19 protein-coding genes, 2 pseudogenes and 1 other annotated feature are annotated in these 19,632 nt (G+C 65.8%); of the genes and pseudogenes, 11 read left to right on the top strand and 10 right to left on the bottom strand.

Going from position 1 to position 19,632, the window contains the following annotated elements; genetic code table 11:
- Positions 1 to 4: 4 nt before the first annotated feature.
- From QM741_RS11270 to QM741_RS11260, 3 genes are all read right to left on the bottom strand, one after another.
- On the bottom strand, positions 5 to 1,261 hold the full coding sequence (locus QM741_RS11270; RefSeq protein ID WP_415207788.1) for an NAD(P)/FAD-dependent oxidoreductase: 1,257 nt from the start codon (positions 1,259 to 1,261) through the stop codon (positions 5 to 7).
- Between the two features lie 203 nt (positions 1,262 to 1,464).
- Positions 1,465 to 3,156: an N-acyl-D-amino-acid deacylase family protein gene (locus QM741_RS11265; protein WP_415207787.1), complete on the bottom strand. Its 1,692-nt coding sequence runs from the start codon at positions 3,154 to 3,156 to the stop codon at positions 1,465 to 1,467.
- Positions 3,157 to 3,353: 197 nt separating this feature from the next.
- Positions 3,354 to 3,842 carry an FKBP-type peptidyl-prolyl cis-trans isomerase gene (locus tag QM741_RS11260; RefSeq protein ID WP_415207786.1) on the bottom strand — a complete coding sequence of 163 codons (489 nt, stop codon included), beginning with the start codon at positions 3,840 to 3,842 and terminating at the stop codon, positions 3,354 to 3,356.
- Positions 3,843 to 3,928: 86 nt separating this feature from the next.
- Here QM741_RS11260 and QM741_RS11255 point away from each other — a divergent pair.
- Positions 3,929 to 4,424, top strand: a pseudogene (locus QM741_RS11255) (C40 family peptidase).
- Between the two features lie 54 nt (positions 4,425 to 4,478).
- On the opposite strand, the gene QM741_RS11250 reads toward QM741_RS11255, so the two are convergent.
- Positions 4,479 to 5,000 (bottom strand): YkvA family protein, encoded by a 522-nt coding sequence (locus QM741_RS11250; RefSeq protein WP_415207785.1) that lies wholly within the window; start codon positions 4,998 to 5,000, stop codon positions 4,479 to 4,481.
- Positions 5,001 to 5,300: 300 nt separating this feature from the next.
- On the opposite strand from QM741_RS11250, the gene QM741_RS11245 reads away from it, so the two are divergent.
- A complete protein-coding gene (locus tag QM741_RS11245) occupies positions 5,301 to 6,620 on the top strand; it encodes a DEAD/DEAH box helicase (RefSeq protein ID WP_415207784.1) in 1,320 nt (439 codons plus the stop codon).
- A 140-nt stretch (positions 6,621 to 6,760) separates the two neighbouring features.
- Here the strand turns inward: QM741_RS11245 and tnpA are convergent.
- Positions 6,761 to 7,072 (bottom strand): annotated as a pseudogene (gene tnpA / locus QM741_RS11240) (IS200/IS605 family transposase); the annotation flags it as partial.
- Positions 7,073 to 7,123: 51 nt separating this feature from the next.
- Between tnpA and QM741_RS11235 the strand changes: the two are divergent.
- From QM741_RS11235 to QM741_RS11225, 3 genes are all read left to right on the top strand, one after another.
- Positions 7,124 to 8,346, top strand: a protein-coding gene (locus QM741_RS11235) for an IS3 family transposase (RefSeq protein ID WP_415207783.1) whose coding sequence is annotated in 2 segments (ribosomal slippage) — positions 7,124 to 7,409 and positions 7,409 to 8,346 — 1,224 coding nt in all. Because the reading frame shifts where the segments join, the coding sequence is not laid out codon by codon here.
- Positions 7,399 to 7,515 (top strand) — a sequence feature (AL1L pseudoknot). Its footprint overlaps the gene before it by 117 nt.
- A gap of 46 nt (positions 8,347 to 8,392) precedes the next feature.
- Positions 8,393 to 8,605 carry a type II toxin-antitoxin system HicB family antitoxin gene (locus QM741_RS11230; protein WP_415207782.1) on the top strand — a complete coding sequence of 71 codons (213 nt, stop codon included), beginning with the start codon at positions 8,393 to 8,395 and terminating at the stop codon, positions 8,603 to 8,605.
- Positions 8,606 to 8,691: 86 nt separating this feature from the next.
- Positions 8,692 to 9,405 (top strand): hypothetical protein, encoded by a 714-nt coding sequence (locus QM741_RS11225; protein ID WP_415207781.1) that lies wholly within the window; start codon positions 8,692 to 8,694, stop codon positions 9,403 to 9,405.
- 18 nt (positions 9,406 to 9,423) lie between these two features.
- Here the strand turns inward: QM741_RS11225 and QM741_RS11220 are convergent, their stop codons facing one another.
- Positions 9,424 to 10,035, bottom strand: coding sequence for a class I SAM-dependent DNA methyltransferase (locus QM741_RS11220; protein ID WP_415207780.1), 612 nt, complete (start codon positions 10,033 to 10,035; stop codon positions 9,424 to 9,426).
- A gap of 70 nt (positions 10,036 to 10,105) precedes the next feature.
- Here QM741_RS11220 and QM741_RS11215 point away from each other — a divergent pair, with 70 nt between their 5' ends.
- From QM741_RS11215 to QM741_RS11200, 4 genes are all read left to right on the top strand, one after another.
- Positions 10,106 to 10,414, top strand: a complete 309-nt coding sequence (locus QM741_RS11215) for a hypothetical protein (protein ID WP_415207779.1) — start codon at positions 10,106 to 10,108, stop codon at positions 10,412 to 10,414.
- Positions 10,415 to 10,540: 126 nt separating this feature from the next.
- Positions 10,541 to 11,782, top strand: coding sequence for a polyhydroxyalkanoate depolymerase (locus tag QM741_RS11210; RefSeq protein ID WP_415209114.1), 1,242 nt, complete (start codon positions 10,541 to 10,543; stop codon positions 11,780 to 11,782).
- A 79-nt stretch (positions 11,783 to 11,861) separates the two neighbouring features.
- Positions 11,862 to 13,967: an FUSC family protein gene (locus tag QM741_RS11205; protein ID WP_415207778.1), complete on the top strand. Its 2,106-nt coding sequence runs from the start codon at positions 11,862 to 11,864 to the stop codon at positions 13,965 to 13,967.
- A gap of 49 nt (positions 13,968 to 14,016) precedes the next feature.
- Positions 14,017 to 14,559, top strand: a complete 543-nt coding sequence (locus QM741_RS11200) for a hypothetical protein (protein ID WP_415207777.1) — start codon at positions 14,017 to 14,019, stop codon at positions 14,557 to 14,559.
- Positions 14,560 to 14,568: 9 nt separating this feature from the next.
- Here the strand turns inward: QM741_RS11200 and folP are convergent, their stop codons facing one another.
- From folP to rlmE, 3 genes are all read right to left on the bottom strand, one after another.
- Positions 14,569 to 15,471 carry a dihydropteroate synthase gene (gene folP / locus QM741_RS11195; RefSeq protein WP_415207776.1) on the bottom strand — a complete coding sequence of 301 codons (903 nt, stop codon included), beginning with the start codon at positions 15,469 to 15,471 and terminating at the stop codon, positions 14,569 to 14,571.
- A 114-nt stretch (positions 15,472 to 15,585) separates the two neighbouring features.
- Complete coding sequence (ftsH, locus tag QM741_RS11190) at positions 15,586 to 17,505, bottom strand: ATP-dependent zinc metalloprotease FtsH (RefSeq protein ID WP_415207775.1); 1,920 nt, start codon at positions 17,503 to 17,505, stop codon at positions 15,586 to 15,588.
- Positions 17,506 to 17,592: 87 nt separating this feature from the next.
- The gene (rlmE, locus tag QM741_RS11185) at positions 17,593 to 18,213 is read right to left on the bottom strand and encodes a 23S rRNA (uridine(2552)-2'-O)-methyltransferase RlmE (RefSeq protein WP_415209113.1); all 621 of its coding nucleotides are present in this window, start codon (positions 18,211 to 18,213) and stop codon (positions 17,593 to 17,595) included.
- A gap of 57 nt (positions 18,214 to 18,270) precedes the next feature.
- Between rlmE and yhbY the strand changes: the two genes are divergently transcribed.
- Both yhbY and QM741_RS11175 read left to right on the top strand, forming a co-directional pair.
- Complete coding sequence (gene yhbY / locus QM741_RS11180; RefSeq protein ID WP_415207774.1) at positions 18,271 to 18,567, top strand: ribosome assembly RNA-binding protein YhbY; 297 nt, start codon at positions 18,271 to 18,273, stop codon at positions 18,565 to 18,567.
- A gap of 9 nt (positions 18,568 to 18,576) precedes the next feature.
- Complete coding sequence (locus tag QM741_RS11175; protein ID WP_415207773.1) at positions 18,577 to 18,951, top strand: Mth938-like domain-containing protein; 375 nt, start codon at positions 18,577 to 18,579, stop codon at positions 18,949 to 18,951.
- 12 nt (positions 18,952 to 18,963) lie between these two features.
- Here QM741_RS11175 and QM741_RS11170 read toward each other — a convergent pair whose 3' ends face one another.
- Positions 18,964 to 19,521 (bottom strand): LuxR C-terminal-related transcriptional regulator, encoded by a 558-nt coding sequence (locus QM741_RS11170; RefSeq protein ID WP_415207772.1) that lies wholly within the window; start codon positions 19,519 to 19,521, stop codon positions 18,964 to 18,966.
- Positions 19,522 to 19,632 lie beyond the last annotated feature (111 nt).

Genomic DNA, 19,632 nt, shown 5'->3' with positions numbered 1-19,632 from the left:
GTGACTACAAACCGAACCGAGTCGGCGCGAACGTCGCCGCGTCGAGCGCCGTGTCACCGCCGGCGAACAATTGCGCGACGAGTTCGCCGGTCGCCGCCGACATGGTCACGCCGAGCATGCTGTGGCCAGTCGCGAGCATCAGGTTCTTCCATTTCGACGTGCGCCCGATGATCGGCAGGTCGTCGTACGTCATCGGCCGCCAGCCGTACCATTCCTCGACGACGTCGGGGCCTTCGGCTTCGACGAGGTACTCCGCCGCGCCGCGCCGGATCGCATCGAGGCGCGTGCGGTTGAGCGAGGCGTCGTAGCCGGCGAATTCCATCGTGCTGCCCAAACGATAGCCCGAGCCCCAGATCGACACGCAGATGCTGCGCTCCTTCAGCGTCAGCGGAATGCGCGGCGCGCGAGCGGGCCGCGTGTAGGTGATCGAGTAGCCCTTGCCCGGCTGGATCGGGATGCGCAGGCCGAGTTGCCGGCCCAGTTTCGGCGACCACGCGCCGAGCGCGAACACGACCTCGTCGGCGGGGAATTCGCCGCGATCGGTGACGACGGCGGCAATGCGCTCGCGATCGTGGCGGAAGCCGGCGATCATCGTCGATTCGTGGATTTGCGCGCCGAGCACGCGCACCACGCGCGCCAGTTCCGCCGCGTAGCGGTCCGGGCGCAGGCGCGTGTCGTCCGGATTCCAGTAGCCGCCGACGACGCTGTCGTTCAACATCGGCTCCAGTTCGCGACAGCGCGCGGCGTCGACGCGCCGCATGGCGATGCCGCACGCGGCAAGCGTGTCCGGCAGATGGCTCGCTTCGTCGAACGCGGCTTCGTCGCGGTGCACGTAGAGCGTGCCGCTTTCCTCGTATTCGCAGGCGAGGTTCTCGGCGCGGACCAATTCGCCGATCAGCGCGCGCGAACGCAGCAGCAGCGGACCTTTCGCGCGCGCGAGCCGATGGTAGTCGCGCCACGTGCAGCGCCGCGCGAACTGCAGCATCCACTCGAACAGTTCGAAGTCGAGCCGCGGCGCGACGCGGAACGGCGCATCGGGCGTCAGCATCCACTTGAGCGCCTTGCCGATCATGCCCGGCTGCGACAGCGGCGGCGCATGGCTCGGCGTGATCGTGCCGCAGTTGCCGTGTGAGGAGCCGCTGGCGAGCGTGTTCTGCTCGAGGATCGTCACGCCACGCCCCGACTTGAGCAGATAGTAGGCGCAGGCGAGACCGATGATGCCGCCGCCGAGGATCAGGACATCAGACTTGTTGTTCGACATGCATGTGAGTATCGGTTATTCCGGCGGATGCGGGAATCCGCCGTGCCCTGCTTTTTCTGCCGTCATTCCAGCGCAGGCTGGAATCCAGCTTTTCAAACATTCCGAGCAAGAACTGGATTCCAGCTTGCGCTGGAATGACGAGCAAGACTATGCCAACAACTCATCCCTGAAGCGCTCCTCCGTTCGGCATCCATGCCTCACCCTCAGCGGGCTGTCGCCCGCTTCGACCATCCCGGCCCATGCACGAACTGGCCCGGCTTCGCGCCGGTATGCTCGCCGTCCTTGAGCACCTGCACGCCATTGACGAACACGTCGCGCATGCCGGTCGCATACTGCTGCGGCTGGTCGTAGGTCGCGTGATCGGCGATCGTCGCCGGATCGAAGATCACGATATCCGCATAGTTGCCGGCTTTCAGTTCGCCACGGTCGCGCAGCTTCAGGTTCCTGGCCGGCAGCGCGGACAGGCGACGGATCGCATCGGGCAGCGTGGCGACCTTTTCCTCGCGCACGTATTTGCCGAGCACGCGCGCGAAATTGCCATAGGCGCGCGGATGCGGCCGCGACAGCAGAAACACGCCCTCGGGCGCTTCCGAGCCTTCGTCCGAGCCGAACGCCATCCACGGCAGTGCGACCGCCTGCTTCACGTTGTCCTCGAACATGAGGAAATACACCGTGCCGACGCGGCTGCCGTCCTCGATGACGAGATCGATCGCGGTCTCGGCCGGCGATGTGCCGCGCATCTTCGCGACGTCGGCGAGGGTCTTGCCGGTCAGCGGCTTCAATTGCGGATTCTTGAACGCGACGAGCAGAACGTTCTCGGGCTTGCCCGCGGCGAGCAGCAGGTTCTCCCACTTGTCGGTCGGCGTGTTTATTTCGCGGATCACGCGCTGGCGTATCGATGCATCCTTCAGGCGCTTGATCCACTCATCGAGGCCGCCTTCCTGCACCCACGGCGGCATCGCCGCATCGAGCCCGGTGGCGCCAGCCGTGTACGTGTACATATTCGCGGAAATGTCTAGGCCCTGCTTGCGCGCCTGCTCGATCTTCGCGATCGCCTGCGCCTGCTTGCTCCAGTTGTCGCGGCCGGCCGCCTTAAAGTGGTAGACCTCGCCGTGCACGCCCGCTTCGCTGGCGATGCGGATCAGCTCATCGAGGCTTTCGAGCAGGCGCGGGCCCTCGCTGCGCATGTGCGAGATGCAGCCGCCGCCGAATTCGCCCGCGGCCTTGGTGATCGCGATCAACTCGTCGGTCTTCGCGTAGAACGCCGGCGCGTAGATCAGCGAGGAGCCGACGCCGAGCGCGCCCTCGCGCATCGCGGTGCGCGTCAGCTCCTGCATGTTCGCCAGCTCCTGCGCATTCGGCGCGCGATCGGCATAGCCGACCTCGTGGATGCGCAGCGTTGTCGCGCCGACGAACGAGGCGATGTTCGGCGAGATGCCGTGCGCGGCGAGCGCCTGCATGCCTTCGCCGAAGCCGCTCCACGTGATCGGAAATTTCAGATCGCCCTGCCGCTTCTGCGCGGTCTCGCGCATCGCCGCGGTCAACGGGCCGAGCGATTCGCCTTCGCCGAACACTTCCAGCGTCACGCCCTGCTTGATGTCCGACATCGAGCGGCCGTCGACGAACAGCGCGTCCGCCGCCCACGACAGCATGTTGACGAACCCCGGCGCGACGGCGAGTCCATGCGCGTCGATCTCGCGCGCCGCATGCGCCTGCGATAGATCGCTGATCGCGGCGATGCGCTCGCCGCGCACGCCGACGTCGGCCGCCACCGGCGCACCGCCGCTGCCGTCGTAGACGGTGCCGTGGCGGATGATCAGGTCGTAGGTTTGGTTAGCTACTGCCGGAACGCGATGCCGGCCCGCATCATTCGACGTTGCGCAAGCGGAAAGCATAACAGCCAGGAAAGCGAACAGAACAACGGCAATTCGCGACATGGTGACCTCGTGCCTCTCTTCCCTTCTCCCACCGGGAGAAGGTGCCGAAGGGATGAGGGAAAGGCGTCAGGATGCCCGACGTTTTCCCTCCAATGCAACGCCCTCCCCTCATCCGGCGCTTCGCGCCACCTTCCCCCGATGGGGGAAGGGAAGCATCAATGATGATGCCCGCCTTCGCCGTGCACGTGCCCATGCTCGACCTCCTCGGGTGTCGCCTCGCGCACGTTGGTGATCTCGACGTCGAAGCTCAGCGTCTTGCCGGCCATTGGGTGGTTCAGGTCCACGTCGATCACGCTCGATCCGACCTTGAGCACGACGACCTGGCGATAGCCGCCACCCTGCACGCTAAGAACGGTCGCATCGCCCGGTTTCAGATGCTCGGCATCGCGGAAATATTTCTTCGGCACGCGCTGGTTGAAGCCTTCGCGGCGCTCGCCGTAGCCCTGCTCCGGCGGCACGTTCACCACGAACTTGTCGCCGGCCTCGCGACCTTCCATCGCCTGCTCCAGACCGGGAATGATCTGGCCGTGGCCGAACAGGACCGTCAGCGGCTCGGGGCGGTCATGCGATGAATCGACCTTCGTGCCCGACTCGTCGGTCAGGTGATAGTGAAAGGTCACGACCTTGTTCTTTTCCGCCTTCATCGAATGTCCTTGCTGGGAGCGTCACTGGAATGCGCGGATTATATCGCGATTGACAACTCCGCCCGCTTCGCCCAACGTGCGCGGCGATGCGCGCACGGATCGTTCCCGCCCTCTCGCTTGCCTTGCTGCTCGCCGCATGCGCGGGTCCGCGCACGCGACCCGCGCGCGAACCGCTGCCTGCGCCCGCGCCGCGCGGACTGGCGACGCCGAACGACATCCTGTTTCGCGCGATCGGCCTTGTCGGCACGCCCTACCATTGGGGCGGCAACACGCCCGAGAGCGGCTTCGACTGCTCGGGCCTCGTCGTCTACGTGTTCCGCACGGTCGCCGGCGTCGCGCTGCCGCGAACGACGCAGGACATGTACGCTCTCGATCTCGTTGACGTGCGCCGCGACCGCTTGCAAGGCGGCGATCTCGGTTTTCTTCAACACGTCGGGGCGCGACATCGGCCATGTCGGCATCTACGTCGGCCAGGATCGCTTCGTCCACGCACCGAACGAAGGCGGCACGGTGCGACTGGACTATCTGAGCAACGTCTACTGGAACAAGCGCTACAGCGGCGCGCGGCGCGTGCGGCTGTGATGTCTTTCGCCCCTTCTCCCACCGGGAGAAGGAAAGTCAGGCGACGAATGATCGCTACACGGAATTCGCAATGCGCCTAGCTTTGCCGAGCCTCACGCGCAGCGCCTCGCGCTTGCGCGCGAGGCTGGCCGCGTATTCCTGCCGCGTCGCCGGCGGCGCGGCGGAAAGCTCCTCGCGGAACTTGCAGAAATCGGCATAGGCGCGCAGCACGGGCGCAAGCTTGCGCAACATCAGCTCGAGCATGATGGCGTCGTCGAGCAGGCCGATCACCTCGATGTCGTCGGGAATCAGGTCTTCCGGATCGCTGAAATAGACCAGCGCCTCGAGCACGTCGACGCGCGCCGGCGCGGGCAAGGCCCAGGCGTCGTCCTCGATCATCGCGACCAGGCGCTGCACGCCGGCGATGCGCTTGCGCACGTAGGTCGGTGCGGTCGCCAGCGGTGCCGAGTCGAGCGCCTGCTTGGCCGCGTCGAGGATATCGGCCTCGTCGGCCTGCTGGGCGGTGCGGCGCGAGCGCGCCAGCGCCTGCATGAAATGGTTTATGTCGCCGGGTTCGAGCTCGATCGTGATGCGCATTGCGGGACAAGATGAACGTGCGTTCACACTGACGGGCGAACTTGCAGTATACTTCGCCCTGCAACACTGCGTCGTACCGCCGTTTTTCCCTTCCGGTCGATCCGTTCGCGATTTCCTCGCGACCATTTCACCCGCACCACTCGGTTCCGACGCCCCTGGGGTCTCCCGCTTCATTGCGTGGATTCCGCCTTTCGCCCGCGGCGCGGTTCATCGGGAACGCCAAGGAATTTCAAATTTGCGAACCGCCATCGCGGTTCGTACGCCCGCGTGCATGCGCGGACCACACGGAGTATTTGCATCATGTCATTCGACACCCTCGGGCTTTCGCCCGCCATCCTGCGCGCGCTCGCCGAACAGGGCTACGACACGCCCACGCCGGTCCAGCAGGCCGCCATTCCGCTCGTGCTCGAAGGCCGCGATCTGCTCGCCGGCGCGCAGACCGGCACCGGCAAGACCGCCGCTTTCGCGCTGCCGCTGCTCGAGCGCCTGTTCGCGCAGGCGCCGAAAAGCGAAGGCAAGCGCCGTCCGCGCGCGCTGATCCTGACGCCGACGCGCGAGCTCGCCGCGCAGATCAGCGAGAACGTGCGCGCCTACGCCAAGCACCTGCGCGTGTTCTCGACGACCATCTTCGGCGGCGTCGGCATGGGCCCGCAGATCGACGCGCTGCGCCGCGGCGTCGACATCATCATCGCCACGCCGGGCCGCCTGATCGACCATCTCGAACGGCGCACGGTCGACGTCTCGGGCATCGAGATCCTCGTCCTCGACGAGGCCGACCGCATGCTCGATATGGGCTTCCTGCCGCAGATGAAGCGCATCCTCAACACGCTTCCCAAACAGAACCGCCAGACCCTGCTGTTCTCGGCCACGTTCGCCGACCCGATCAAGGCGCTTGCGCGCGAATTCATGCGCGATCCGGCCGAAGTGCAGATCGCCGCGCGCAACAGCGTCGCCGCGACGGTCACCCATCGCGTGCATCCGGTCGATGCGGCGAAGAAGCGCGACCTGCTGCTGGAGCTGCTCAGCCGGGACAGCCGCCGGCAGACGCTGGTGTTCGGCCGCACCAAGCACGGCGCCGACAAGCTCGCCAAGTTCCTCGACCAGCACGGCCTGCGCACCGCGGTGATCCACGGCAACAAGAGCCAGGGCGCGCGCACGCGTGCGCTCGCCGATTTCAAGAACGGGAAAATTACCGTTCTTGTTGCGACCGATATTGCCGCGCGAGGTCTCGACATCGACCAGTTGCCGATCGTCATCAACTTCGACCTGCCGATGGTCGCCGAGGACTACGTGCACCGCATCGGCCGCACCGGCCGCGCGGGCGCGGAGGGCCTCGCCGTCTCGCTCGTCTCGCACGAAGAAACGCGCCTGCTGCGCGACATCCGCCGCCTGCTCAAGCAGGACATCGCAATCGAGAACGTGGAAGGTTTCGAACCGAGCCAGCCGCTACGCCTCGATGGCAACGGCGGCGTTGGACAGCCGAAGCAGAACCAGGCCCGCAAGCCGAACCATGCGCGCCGTCCGCATGCGCAGGCGCCGAACGGCCAGCAGCCGAAGCCGCACGCGGCAGCGAACAAGCAACGCCATTGGCGCGGTGGGCGCGACGCGCGCAAGGCCTGATGCTCAAAGCCCTCCCCTTCAAGGGGAGGAGTAAGTATCCCCCGGCAAAGCCGGGGGCTTTATTGATGTGAGCCGCTCAAAGCGGCTTGTGCGGGGACGCTAACGCGGCCCCGCGTTCTTTGGCACCTGTCGGTGCCAACTCAGCGCCACAGATTCAACCGATCCATGCGCTTGTCCTCGTGCTCCTGATTTTGAATGTAGGCTCGTATCTGCGTTTCATCCCGACCTACCGTCGAAACGAAATACCCTCTCGCCCAAAAGTGCTGGCCCTGAAAATTCCGCTTCCGCTCTGCGTACGTACGCGCCAGATGAATCGCGCTCTTGCCCTTGATGTATCCCACCACTTCCGACACCGCGTACTTCGGCGGTATCGCCAAAAGCATGTGGACGTGATCCGACATCAGATGGCCTTCTTCTATCCGGCTCTCTCTTTGCCTCGCCAACTGCCGGAACTGAACCGCCCCGGGTATGTCGGAGGCTCCCACTCTTGAGAGGATGGAGCAATGACAAACTCGAAGTATTCGGCAGAAGTGAGAGAGCGAGCGGTGCGGATGGTGCGCGAGCACCAAGCCGAATACGGCTCGGAATGGGCGACGATCGCCTCGGTGGCCGGCAAGCTGGGCTGCACGTCGGAGACGTTGCGGCGCTGGGTGCGGCAGGCGCAGGTCGATGAAGGCCGGCGCGAGGGGTTGAGTACGTCCGAGCGTGATCGGCTCAAGGCGCAGGAGCGAGAGATTCGCGAACTGCGCCAAGCGAACGAGATCTTGCGCAAGGCGTCGGCGTATTTTGCCCAGGCGGAGCTCGACCGCCGATTCAAGCCATGATCGCGTTCATCGACGATCACCGCGAAGCCTACGGAGTCGAGCCGATCTGCCGCGTGCTGCCGATCGCTCCGTCGACGTACCGCCGCCACGCGCGGGAACGTCGCCATCCGGATCGACGCTCGGCGCGGGCGCGCCGGGACGAGGACTTGTGCCAAGCGATCCGGCGCGTGTTCGCCGAGAACCTGCAGGTGTACGGCGCGCGCAAGGTGTGGCGGCAGTTGCGGCGCGAGGGCTACTCCGTGGCGCGCTGCACGGTCGAGCGGCTGATGCGCAGGCTGGGCCTGCAAGGCGTGATCCGCGGCAAGCCGGTAAAGACCACGGTCAGCGACAAGGCCACGCCGTGCCCGCTGGATCGCGTCAACCGGCAGTTCCACGCCGACCGTCCGAACGCGCTGTGGGTCAGCGACTTCACCTACGTGTCGACGTGGGCTGGCTTCGTCTACGTGGCCTTCGTGATCGACGTGTTCGCTCGTCGCATCGTCGGCTGGAAGGTGTCGCGATCGGCGCGCACGGACTTCGTGCTCGACGCGCTGGAGCAGGCGCTGCACGATCGACGACCGGTGCAGCAAGCCCTGATCCACCACTCCGACCGCGGCGTGCAGTACGTGTCGATCCGCTACACCGAGCGGCTGGCGCTGGCCGGCATCGAACCGTCGGTCGGCAGCGTGGGCGACTCCTACGACAACGCGCTGGCCGAGACGATCAACGGGCTGTACAAGGCCGAGGTCATCCACCGCCGATCCTGGCCGAACCTGGAAGCCGTGGAAATGGCGACGCTGGCGTGGGTGAACTGGTTCAACCACCACCGCCTACTCTCCTCGATCGGACACCTACCGCCGGCGGAAGCCGAAGCGATATATCATCAGCAACAGCAACACCGTGAGATGCCGATGGCGGCTTGACTCACACCAACCAGCCTCCGACGTTCCCGGGGCGGTTCACTTATCCATGTGCTACGCAATCGTCATCGAGCAAGCCGCAGACAATTATTCGGCCTACGTTCCCGATCTTCCGGGCTGCGTGGCTACCGGCGCGACGCTACAAGAAACCGAGACACAGATTCGCGAAGCGATCGCTTTTCACCTTGAAGGCCGGCGCGACGATGGCATTCCTGCACCACTGGTGCATATCCAAGTCGAGTATGTTGACGTTGCTATATGACATGCATTGTCCTCGACAAGAGCTTTTTGCAAGGCGCCTCAGTACAACGCACTCGTGAACTATACGATTTATCGAACGCGCTTATAATGACAGACGCGCTCTTCTACGAGTTGCTCACAACAGACCCAATAACTCGTGCCCGCTGTTTTTCCAAATTCCCGGAAGTGAACAACCCCGTTCGAATAATCGGACACATAGGGCCTATGTTGCTCCATGAGCAACGAACCAACACTAAAGCTCTCAGCTTTCTCAGCTACGAGGTAGCTGAAAAATTCAGATTCAACCCACAACTCAGAAACGCCGAGTATCAACTACCGCTTGAGGCGAGGCGGAATACCGACGAACAAACGAGTCATATTTTTGATGGAGTCGAAAGGTATATACAGCGCATCAACAATGCAGTTAGCTTCTTCCCTCTTGTAGCTCAGGGGTCAGACGAAGCGCGGAAAAAAGCACTAAAAGACTACGAGGACGATTTGGCAAAGCCCGAGACGATCATCGAGTTCTTTCGCGTCCTTGACGACTCCAATTTGCCACCACCCACTCTTCTTTCAGACGAGTGGGCAACATTCCGGTTCTATCAAGTCAACCTTTTGTTCGCGCTGCATACACTGTACCGTCATCGAGGGGAAATGCCGTCCTCTCTCTCAAATCGTGAGCGCACGCGACTAGAACATGACGAACATGACGCAAGTCTCTTTGTGACTGCCGTCATGGCTGGAGGGCTCGCCACCAAAGAATCAAAGCTCATTCGTTGGTGGCATCTACTATGTCCGAATAAGCCGATCTACGACAACTGACCGATGCTTAGGAAAAGTTTATCTAGCCGTCGCCAATTCTAGGGCAGCCACCGATGCTTCAAGCTTCGGCCCAAGATAGCAATGCGAACCGCAGGCGGTCAGCCCCGCCTGCGCGAACGTGGACAAATACCATTTCGGCGAGCGCGCGATGAAACCGTGCTTGTCGCCGTCGAGCGCGTCCTTCGAGGTGAACAGTTCGAGGAAGGCGACGCCGGCGAGCATGTCGGCGATGCCGGCGAGTCCGCGGTGCAGTTCGGCGGACGGCAGGTAGTGGATCACGTCGGAGCAGACAATCAGGTCGAAATCGTCGTCGAAGCGCAGTTCGGCGAGTTGGCCGAAGCCGACCAGACGCAGGTTGCGCGCGCGACCGTAGCGCGCGATCGCGTATTCGCTCGAATCGATCCCGAGATAGTCGATGCGCGGACGCAGTTTCTTCAGCGGCGCGTGCCAGGCGCCCTCGCCGCAGCCGACGTCGAGCACGTTGCGTACGCGCCGACCGAGGTAGTACTCGGCGACGGCGATCGCCAGCGCGGCCTTGCGTTCGAGCAGGGCGGGAGTGTTCACCGCGTGTTGCGAATGGCGATACCAGCGGTCGAAATAGGCGCGGTCGTAGATTTTCTCGCTCTTCATCCCTTTTTCCCGACATCGGAGGCCGTCTCGCGACAGGCGGCAGCCGTGCGCGGAGGACAATGGCGGGAGTATGATCGAAACCGTCAGCGCGCAGAGGAGCCGAACCATGCCACGCGGAGACAAATCGGCGTATACCGAGAAACAGAAGCGCCAGGCCCTGCATATCGAACAGGGCTACGAATCGCGCGGCGTCGACGAAGTGACCGCGGCGGCGCGCGCCTGGGCGACGGTCAACAAGGAATCGGGCGGCGGCAAACTTTCGGGGAGCGGGCGCCGCACCCAGGCTGCGGCCAAAAAGAAGGCTCCGGCGGCAAAATCCGCCCCTCGCAAGTCGACGGCGAAGAAACCTGCCGCGAGCAAGTCTCCGCGCAAGCGATAGCTTTTGCCTGCCGCCGCGACATTCTTGGACAAGCGCCTGTCCTCCGGACAGACGCAATGTTGCAGCGCAGCGAATACGGGCATACGATAACGCGCTCGCGTTCCAGATACCGATACCATGACGATGTTGCTATACCAGCTCCACGAACTGAACCGCGCCCTGCTCAATCCGCTGATGACGTTCTCGGAGAGCGGCGCGCGCATGTTCTCGTCGAAGGAGAGCTGGCTGTCGAAGTTGCCGGGCGCACCGCGCATGGCCGCCAACTACGAATTGCTCTATCGCCTCGGCAAGGACTACGAAAAGCCCGCGTTCGACATCCAATCGGTGCAGGCCCACGGCGACACGGTGCCGATCGTCGAGCAGGTCGCGCTGGCCAAGCCGTTCTGCAACCTGATCCGCTTCAAGCGCTACAGCGACGAGATCCAGACGCTGCAACAATTGAAGAACGATCCGCCGGTGCTCGTCGTCGCGCCGCTGTCCGGCCACCACGCGACGCTGCTGCGCGACACCGTGCGCACGCTGCTGCAGGACCACAAGGTCTACATCACCGACTGGGTGGACGCGCGCATGGTGCCGGCCGAACAAGGTCCGTTCCACCTCGACGACTACGTCGCCTACATCCAGCAATTCATCCGCCACATCGGCGCGAAGGACCTGCACGTCGTCTCGGTCTGCCAGCCGACCGTCCCGGTGCTCGCCGCGATCTCGCTGATGGCCTCGGCCGGCGAGGTCACGCCGCGCACGATGACGATGATGGGCGGTCCGATCGACACGCGCCGCAGCCCGACCAAGGTCAACGACCTCGCCACGACGCAGCCGATCCAGTGGTTCGAGGCCAACGTCATCAATCCGGTGCCGCAGAACTATCCGGGCAAGGGCCGCAAGGTCTATCCGGGGTTCCTCCAGCACGCCGGCTTCGTCGCGATGAACCCGAGCCGGCATTTCTCCTCGCACTGGGATTTCTACCGCGATCTGCTGCGCGGCGACCTCGACGACGCCGACGCGCACCGCACCTTCTACGACGAATACAACGCCGTGCTCGACATGCCGGCCGAGTACTACCTCGACACGGTGAAGACCGTGTTCCAGGATCATGCGCTGCCGCGCGGCACCTGGAAGGTCAACGGCAAGCTCGTCAAGCCGCAGGACATCAAGCGCACCGCGCTGTTCACGATCGAGGGCGAACTCGACGACATTTCCGGCTTGGGCCAGACCGAAGCCGCGCACGATCTCTGCAAGGGCATCCGCGCGGCGAACCGCAGGCATCTCACCGTGCTGGGTGCGGGCCACTACGGCATCTTCTCGGGGCGGCGCTGGCGCGAGAACGTCTATCCCGAGGTGCGTGCGTTCATCCGCAAGTATTCCTGACGCACCGCTTGCCCGTTGCCGGCCGTTCCGAATCGGCGGGAACGACTAGCAGAATCGGGCATCGGACTAGAATCGCGCCATGCTCCGCAGTCTCGTCGAACTGAAACCGCGCGACGTGCCGCTCGGCGTGGCACTGCGCAATGCCGCCGGCCTCGTGCTGCCGCTCGGCGTCGGCATCGCGAGCGGGCATGTCGCGATCGGCCTCGGCGTCGCCACCGGCGCGCTCAACACCATGTTCCTCGACCAGCCGGGGCCGTACCGCCTGCGCATGCAGCGCATGCTGCTCGGCGCGCTCGGCTCGGGATTGTCGGCCTTCGCCGGCAGCCTGCTCGGCGCGCACGCGATCGCGATGGCCGCGGCCGCGCTGGTCTGCGGCGTGAGCGGCGGCATGCTCGTCGCGCTCGGCCCGAACGCGGGACGCGCGGGCTTGACCTGCATCATCCTGCTGCTCGTCACGAGTGCCGATCCGCAGCCGATCCGCGGCGCCGCCGCCACCGGCCTGCTGATCTTCGCCGGCGGCCTGATCGAAACGCTGCTCGCCCTCGCCGCCTGGCCGCTGCAGCGCTACCGCCCCGAGCGTTCGGCGCTGGCGCGCGTGTACCGCGAACTCGCAACGATCACGCAACGGCCGATCTCGCCGAACCGCCTCGAACGGGCGCCGCCGGTAACGCAGGGCCTGCTCGAAGTGGAGCACCTGCTCAACGGCGAGCACCGCGCGCGCGGCACGGAGATGGAGCGCTTCCGCGTGCTCGCGCGCATCGTCGAGCGCGTGCGCCTGGAACTGCTCGCGCTGGCCGATGCGATCAGCACCCTGCCCGACGACGAAGCGCGGCACACGCTGCTGCGCCTGCGCGAATACGCCTCGCGCACGCTCGCCGGCATCGGCGTGGCGCTCGAACACGGCACCACAGCGGAAGCGACGAGCGGTGCGATCGAAGGTTACGACGCCGCGCTCGCCGCGTTCGAGACGTTGGCTCACGCAGCCGACCCGCGCATGCAGCGCACGCTGACGGTCGCGCTCGCGCGCGCGCAGGCGCTCGCCGGGCAACTGCGCGCGGCGATCCGCAACGCCGGCCTCGCCGGCGCGCGCGGCGAACTCGAAGCCGAGGAACAGGAAGCACGCCTGCCGGCGGCGTTGCGCCCGATGAGCGCGCTGGCGACGCTGCGCGCGAACCTGCACCTGCAATCGGTGGCGTTCCGCCATGCACTGCGCCTCGGCGTCTGCGTCTGTGCCGCGGTCGTCGGCGAACGCATGCTCGGCTATCCGCACGGCTTCTGGGTGCCGATGACGACGGCGATCGTGCTCAAACCCGATTTCGCCGGCACCTTCAACTTCGGCCTGCTGCGCGTCGCCGGCACGCTCGCCGGTCTCGTGCTCACCTCGGCCCTACTCCACTACGCGCTCGACAACGTCTGGGCGCAACTCGTCCTGCTCGCGCTGCTCGGCATCGGCTTCCGCATGCTGACGACGATCAACTACGGCCTCGGCGTGATGATGCTCACCGGCCTCATCGTCATCCTGCTCGCGTTCCACGGCATCGCGCCCGGCGAGTCGATGCCCCTGCGCGCGATCGCGACGACGATCGGCAGCGCGCTCGCCCTGGCCGCCTACGCGCTGTGGCCGACCTGGGAACGGCTGCGCCCGTCGCTGGCGACGATGATCGAATCGTACCGCGTATACTTTTCCACCCTGTTCGATGGCGATGCCGGCCTGCGCCGCGATGCGCGCGTCGCCTCGCGCACCGCGCGCACCAACGCGCAGGCCTCGCTCGACCGCCTGCGCGGCGAACCCAAGCGCGATCCCGCCCTGATCGCGCTCGCCGAAAGCGTGTTCGCCAACGCGAACCGTTTCGTGCGCGCGTGCATGGCGCTCGAAGCCGTGCTCCAGGACAGCCGCGAACGGCCCGCGCACGACGACGTGCTCGCGTTCGCGCGGCGCGTCGACGCCGCGCTCGGCGCCGTCGCCGACGGCCTGCGCCACGATCATCCGGCGCAGGTCGAGGGCCTGCGTGCCTGCGAACGCGAACTGGCCAGGAAGCTGGCCGCCGTGCCGCCCGACGGCGAAGCGCACGCGGTCGCGATCGCCGTCGCCGACGCCTGCGACCGCATCACCGATTCGGTCGACACCCTGGCCCATCTGCTCGACCGCGACGCCGGACATGCCGCCGCCGCGCAACTCGGCTAGACTCGGCGCTCCGCGTAAACGTCGCGCCTTTTCCGAAGCGGAACCGTCCATGAGAATCGCCGCCGCCTGCCTGCTCGCCGCGCTGCCGGTCTGCGCTGCGCTCGCCCAGAGCGGTGGCAAGGCGGCCGCCAGGACAGGCACGCCGTATGCGCTCTACGAAGGTGCAGTGAAGTTCGCGGCGCCGGCGAACTGGCCCGCGATCATGCAGAAGACCGAGGGCACGCCGCAGTTCGTCGCGTTCCTGATCAAGGATCCGGCCGACGCGGACAGCGGCGAATCGGCACAGGTCTCGGTCGAGGCGAAACTGCTCAACGACGCCTCGGCCTTCCCCGCGCTGGTCAACGCGGCCACCGACAAGGCGAAACAGTCGCCGGGTTTCGAGGCGCGCGGCGAGACCGGCGCCAACGCGCTGCACTATGTCGCGCTCAACGGCAAGCAGCGCTACGAATACCGCGACGCCTGGTACCTGGCGTCGAAGATCCTCGTCCATGTGCGCTGCGCCCGCCCGCTGTTCCCCGCAACGGCGGCGGAATGGACCAGCGCCTACGAGTCCGGCTGCGCCCAGGTGCTCGCCAGCGCCGCGGCGCGTTGAGGCGAAGCCTCAATCGTCGTCGCCGAAACGCTGCGAGCCGAACGGCTTCTGCGCCTTCTTCGCCGCCACCATGCCGGCGGCGACGCCGTGCCAGACGGCCAGCGCGTCGCGCGTCGCCGCCACGTCATGCACGCGCACGATCAGCGCGCCCTTCTGCACCGCGATCAGCGCCGCGGCGGCGGAGCCGGCGCCACGGTGCTCGACGTCGCGGCCGGTCAGCGCGCCGATCATGCCTTTGCGCGACAGTCCGGCGAGCAGCGGCACGCCGAGCGCAGCGAGCTGGTCCAACCCGCGCAGCAGGGCGAGATTGTGTTCGAGCGTCTTGCCGAAACCGAAGCCCGGATCGACGACGATGCGCTTCTTGTCGATGCCGCTCATCTCGCAGGCGAAGATGCGGCCGGCGAGGAAATTCTTCACCTCGCCGACGACGTCGTCGTAGTGCGGCGCGTCCTGCATCGTGCGCGGCTCGCCCTGCATGTGCATCAGGCACACCGGCACCTTCAATTGCGCCGCGGCGTCGAGCGCGCCGTCGCGGCACAGCGCATAGACGTCGTTGATGAAACCCGCGCCGGCGGCGACGGCCGCACGCATCACCTCCGGCTTGCTCGTATCGATGGAGATCGGCACGTCGACGCGCTTCGCCAGCGCCTCGATCACGGCAACGACGCGCGCAATTTCCTCGTCCACGGAAATCTCGCCCGCGCCGGGGCGCGTCGATTCCGCGCCGACATCGAGCAGGTCCGCGCCCTGCTCCACCATCGCGATGCCCTGGGCCACGGCGGCATCGATATCACCGCGCAAACCGTCGCCGGAAAACGAATCGTTCGTGAGATTGACGATGCCGGCAATGCGCGCGCGATCGAGCTTCAGAACGCGGCCGGCGCAATCGAGGGTAGGAGTCGTATCGAACATAGGGCGAGTTTACGACACTGGCCGCGCCGGCGGACTGAGAAAGCGGAGCAAGCTGCCTCGCGAAACAGAAGGCCGCCCGAAGGCGGCCTTTTGCTTCGATCGATAAGAATGTCTTCAGTGCTGCGTCGCCGTGCCGCCGATCGGCGCAGAGGCTTTGTCGCCGCTGGCTGCGTTGCCGCCGCGCGGCGGCTCGCCGGACTTCTGCCAGTCCTTCGGCGCACCCGGCGTGCGGCCTTCCATGATCGCGGTGATCTGGTCGCTGTCGATCGTCTCGTACTGCAGCAGCGTTTTCGCCATCGTGTGCAGCTTGTCGATGTTGGTCGTGAGCAGATCGTGGGCGCGGTGATACGCGGTGTCGATGATGCCGCGCACGACTTCGTCGATCTTGCGCGCGGTTTCCTCGGATACATGCTTGTGCTGCGTCACCGAGCGGCCGAGGAAGACCTCGTCGTCCTCCTCCGCGTAGGTCATCGGCCCGAGCTCGGGCGAGAGGCCGTACTTGGTCGCCATGTCGCGGGCGAGGCCGGTCGCGCGCTGGATGTCGTTCGACGCGCCCGTGGTCACCTTGTCCTCGCCGAAGATGATCTCCTCGGCGACGCGGCCGCCGTAGAGGCTGGCGAGGCGGCTTTCCAGATACGTCTTGCTGTTGCTGTAGCGGTCGGCCTCGGGCAGGAACAGGGTGACGCCGAGCGCGCGTCCGCGCGGAATGATCGTGACCTTGTGCACCGGATCGTGCTCGGGCACGAGGCGGCCGACGATCGCGTGGCCGGCTTCGTGATACGCGGTGAGCTTCTTCTCGTCCTCGCTCATGAGCATCGAGCGGCGCTCGCTGCCCATCATGATCTTGTCCTTGGCGCGCTCGAAGTGGTCCATCGTCACCTCGCGCGAGTTGCCGCGCGCGGCGAACAGCGCCGCTTCGTTGACGAGATTGGCCAGGTCCGCGCCCGAGAAGCCCGGCGTGCCGCGCGCGATCACGGTCGGATCGACGTCGTTCGCGAGCGGCACCTTGCGCATGTGCACCTTGAGGATCTGCTCGCGCCCGCGCAGATCGGGCAGCGGCACGACGACCTGGCGGTCGAAGCGGCCCGGACGCAGCAGCGCCGGGTCGAGCACATCGGGGCGGTTGGTCGCGGCGATGACGATGATCCCTTCGTTGCCCTCGAAGCCGTCCATCTCGACGAGCAACTGGTTGAGCGTCTGCTCGCGCTCGTCGTGGCCGCCGCCGAGGCCGGCGCCGCGATGGCGGCCGACCGCGTCGATCTCGTCGATGAAGATAATGCACGGCGCGTGCTTCTTCGCCTGCTCGAACATATCGCGCACGCGCGAGGCGCCAACGCCGACGAACATCTCGACGAAGTCGGAGCCGGAAATCGTGAAGAACGGCACCTTGGCCTCGCCCGCGATCGCCTTGGCGAGCAGGGTCTTGCCGGTGCCGGGCGAGCCGACCATGAGCACGCCGCGCGGGATGCGCCCGCCGAGCTTCTGGAACTTCGATGGGTCGCGCAGGAACTCGACGAGTTCCTGCACCTCGTCCTTGGCCTCGTCGACGCCGGCGACGTCGGCGAACGTGACCTTGACCTGGTCCTCGCCCTGCAGGCGCGCGCGCGAACGGCCGAAGCTCATCGCCCCGCGCCCGCCGGCGCCGGCCTGCATCTGGCGCATGAAGTAGACGACCACGCCGAAGATGAAAAGGATGGGCAGCCAGTCGAGCAGGACGCGCGTGATCAGGCCGCTGTTGTCCTTGGCCTCCACCGTGAACTTCACGCCCTGCTTGTCGAGGATCTTGTCGAGCGAGCCGTCGGTCGGCACGATCGTGGTGTTGAGCTTCTGGCCGTCATTGAGCTTGGCGTTGACGGTCTGCAGGTCGTTGCGCAGCACCACCTCGCTGACGTTGCCGTTGTTCACCTGCGCCATGAAGTCCGAATACGGCACCGTGTTGGTTTCGGCGCCGCCGAACTTGAAGCTCTGCACGACGGTGATCAGCACCACCGCGATGACGATCCAGAGCACGAGATTTTTGACCATGTCATTCATTAGCCTTGACTCATCGCGCGGCGGATTGCCGCATACAACCATTCGCCTGCTTTTTGCCCGTCATTCCCGCAAAAGCGGGAATGGCCGCTATTTCTTTCCTGTCGCCAGCGCATACACCTCGGGGCTGCGCGCGCGCGACGCCTTCGGTTTTCGAATGCTGACGCGCTCGTAGCCTTCGCGCAAGCTTTTCAGGTAAGCGTCGTAATCGCGACCCTGGAAAAGTTTTATCAAGAACGCGCCGCCGGGCTTCAGGTGCACGGCGGAAAAATCCCTTGCCAATTCAGCCAGATACATCGCCCGTGCCTGATCGGCCACGGTCACGCCACTCATATTGGGCGCCATGTCGCTCAAGACAAGGTCCACGGGCGCGCCGGCCAGCAGTGTTTCGAGCTGCTTCAGCACCGCTTCCTCGCGGAAATCGCCCTCGATGAAGTCCACGCCGGCGATGCCCTGCATCGGCAGGATGTCGAGCGCGACGACGCGGCCCTTGTCGCCCAGTTTCTCGCGCACCATCTGCGACCAGCCGCCCGGCGCCGCGCCGAGATCGACCACGACCATGCCCGGCTTGAGGATCGCGTCGCGCTGCAGGAGTTCCTCGAGCTTGAACACCGCGCGCGAGCGCCAACCTTCGGCTTGCGCGCGCTTGACGTAGGGATCGCTGAAGTGCTCCTTCAACCAGCGGGCGCTGGATTTGCTGCGCGAGGCCATGGTGAGCCTCGCATGATACCCTGTGCAGCCCGGTTCCGCCCGTTTTCCCCTTACTCCATGTCCTTGAGCAACAGTCAGATCCGCTTCCTGCGCGGCCTCGCCCATGATTTGAATCCGGTGATCCTGGTCGGCAACAAGGGCGTCACGCCCGCGCTGCTCAAGGAATTCGACGCCGCGCTGGACCAGCACGAATTGCTCAAGGTCAAGATCGCCGGCGACGACCGCGACGCGCGCAGGCAGCAGATCGATGCGCTCGCCGACGAGGCCGGCGCCGAAGTCGTGCAGCGCATCGGCCACACCGCCACCTTCTTCCGCCGCAATGCGGATGCGCCGAAGATCGCGCTGCCGCGCTAGTGCCTTTTCATGCAACTGACCGAACAACGCAACGAACAGCAGTTGTTCGTGCGCAAGGCCGACGCGACAAGCGTGGTCGTGATCGACCGCAAGTTAACGAGCAGCCTGCTGCTGAGCCCGAACGAAGCGGTCACCGACTTTCCCGCGCGCACGGTCGATCAACTCGACGCTGCGGCGATCGAAAGAATCCTCGCACTGCAGCCCGAACTCGTCCTGCTCGGCAGCGGCGCGCGCGCGATGTTTCCCGCGCAGACCGTGCTCGGCGAATTCCTCCGTCGCGGCATCGGCCTCGAAACGATGGACAACGCCGCCGCGGCGCGCACGTTCAACGTACTGGCCGGCGAAGGGCGCAAGGTCGTCGCGGTGTTCCTTCTGCCGGGCTGAAGCCGCCCGCGCTCAGGCCTCGATCAAGCCGTTGCGCAGCGCGATCAGGGTCAGTTCGGCCTGGTTGCCGGCACCGAGTTTCTGCTTGATGTTGTACAGATGCGTGCCGACCGTGTTCGGCGACAGCGACAGCGTTTGCGCGATGCGCTGCACCGACTCGCCTTGCGCAAGCTTGATGAATACCGCGAACTCGCGCTCCGACAGGCTGTCGATCGCCTGCCCCGGCGCGGCGAGATCGCGCAGCGCGAGCTTACGCGCAATGGCGGCCTCGAGATAGATGCGGCCCGCGGCGACCGCACGCACCGCGTCGAGCAGTTCCTCGGGTGCGCCGCGCTTGGACAGGTAGCCGAGCGCACCCGCCTTGAGCACGCGCCGCGGATGCGCCGAGTCCTCCTGCGCCGACAGCACGAGGATGCGTGCGCCGTGCTCGCGCGCGATCTCGCGGCGCTCCTCCTCGATGCGCACGCGCACGCTCTCGCGCGTGCCGCGCACCTGCTGCACGAGCAGCACGCCGACGAAGACGACGATCAGCGCGGCGATCAGCAGGTTCAACTGCGCGCGCAGGTTCATGGCGCGGCTCCGCTCGGCCAACGCGGGAAATCGCCGCCGGCGTGGCAGCAGTTTGCCGACGCGTACGGCAACCGCGCCCGCGGATCGCGCCTCGCGCCCATACGAGTCGGC

The organism is Rudaea sp. (assembly GCF_047601565.1).
Taxonomy (GTDB): domain Bacteria; phylum Pseudomonadota; class Gammaproteobacteria; order Xanthomonadales; family Rhodanobacteraceae; genus Rudaea.
The sequence above is the reverse complement of the archived record's forward strand: the minus strand, read 5'-3'. Positions and strand labels throughout refer to the sequence as shown.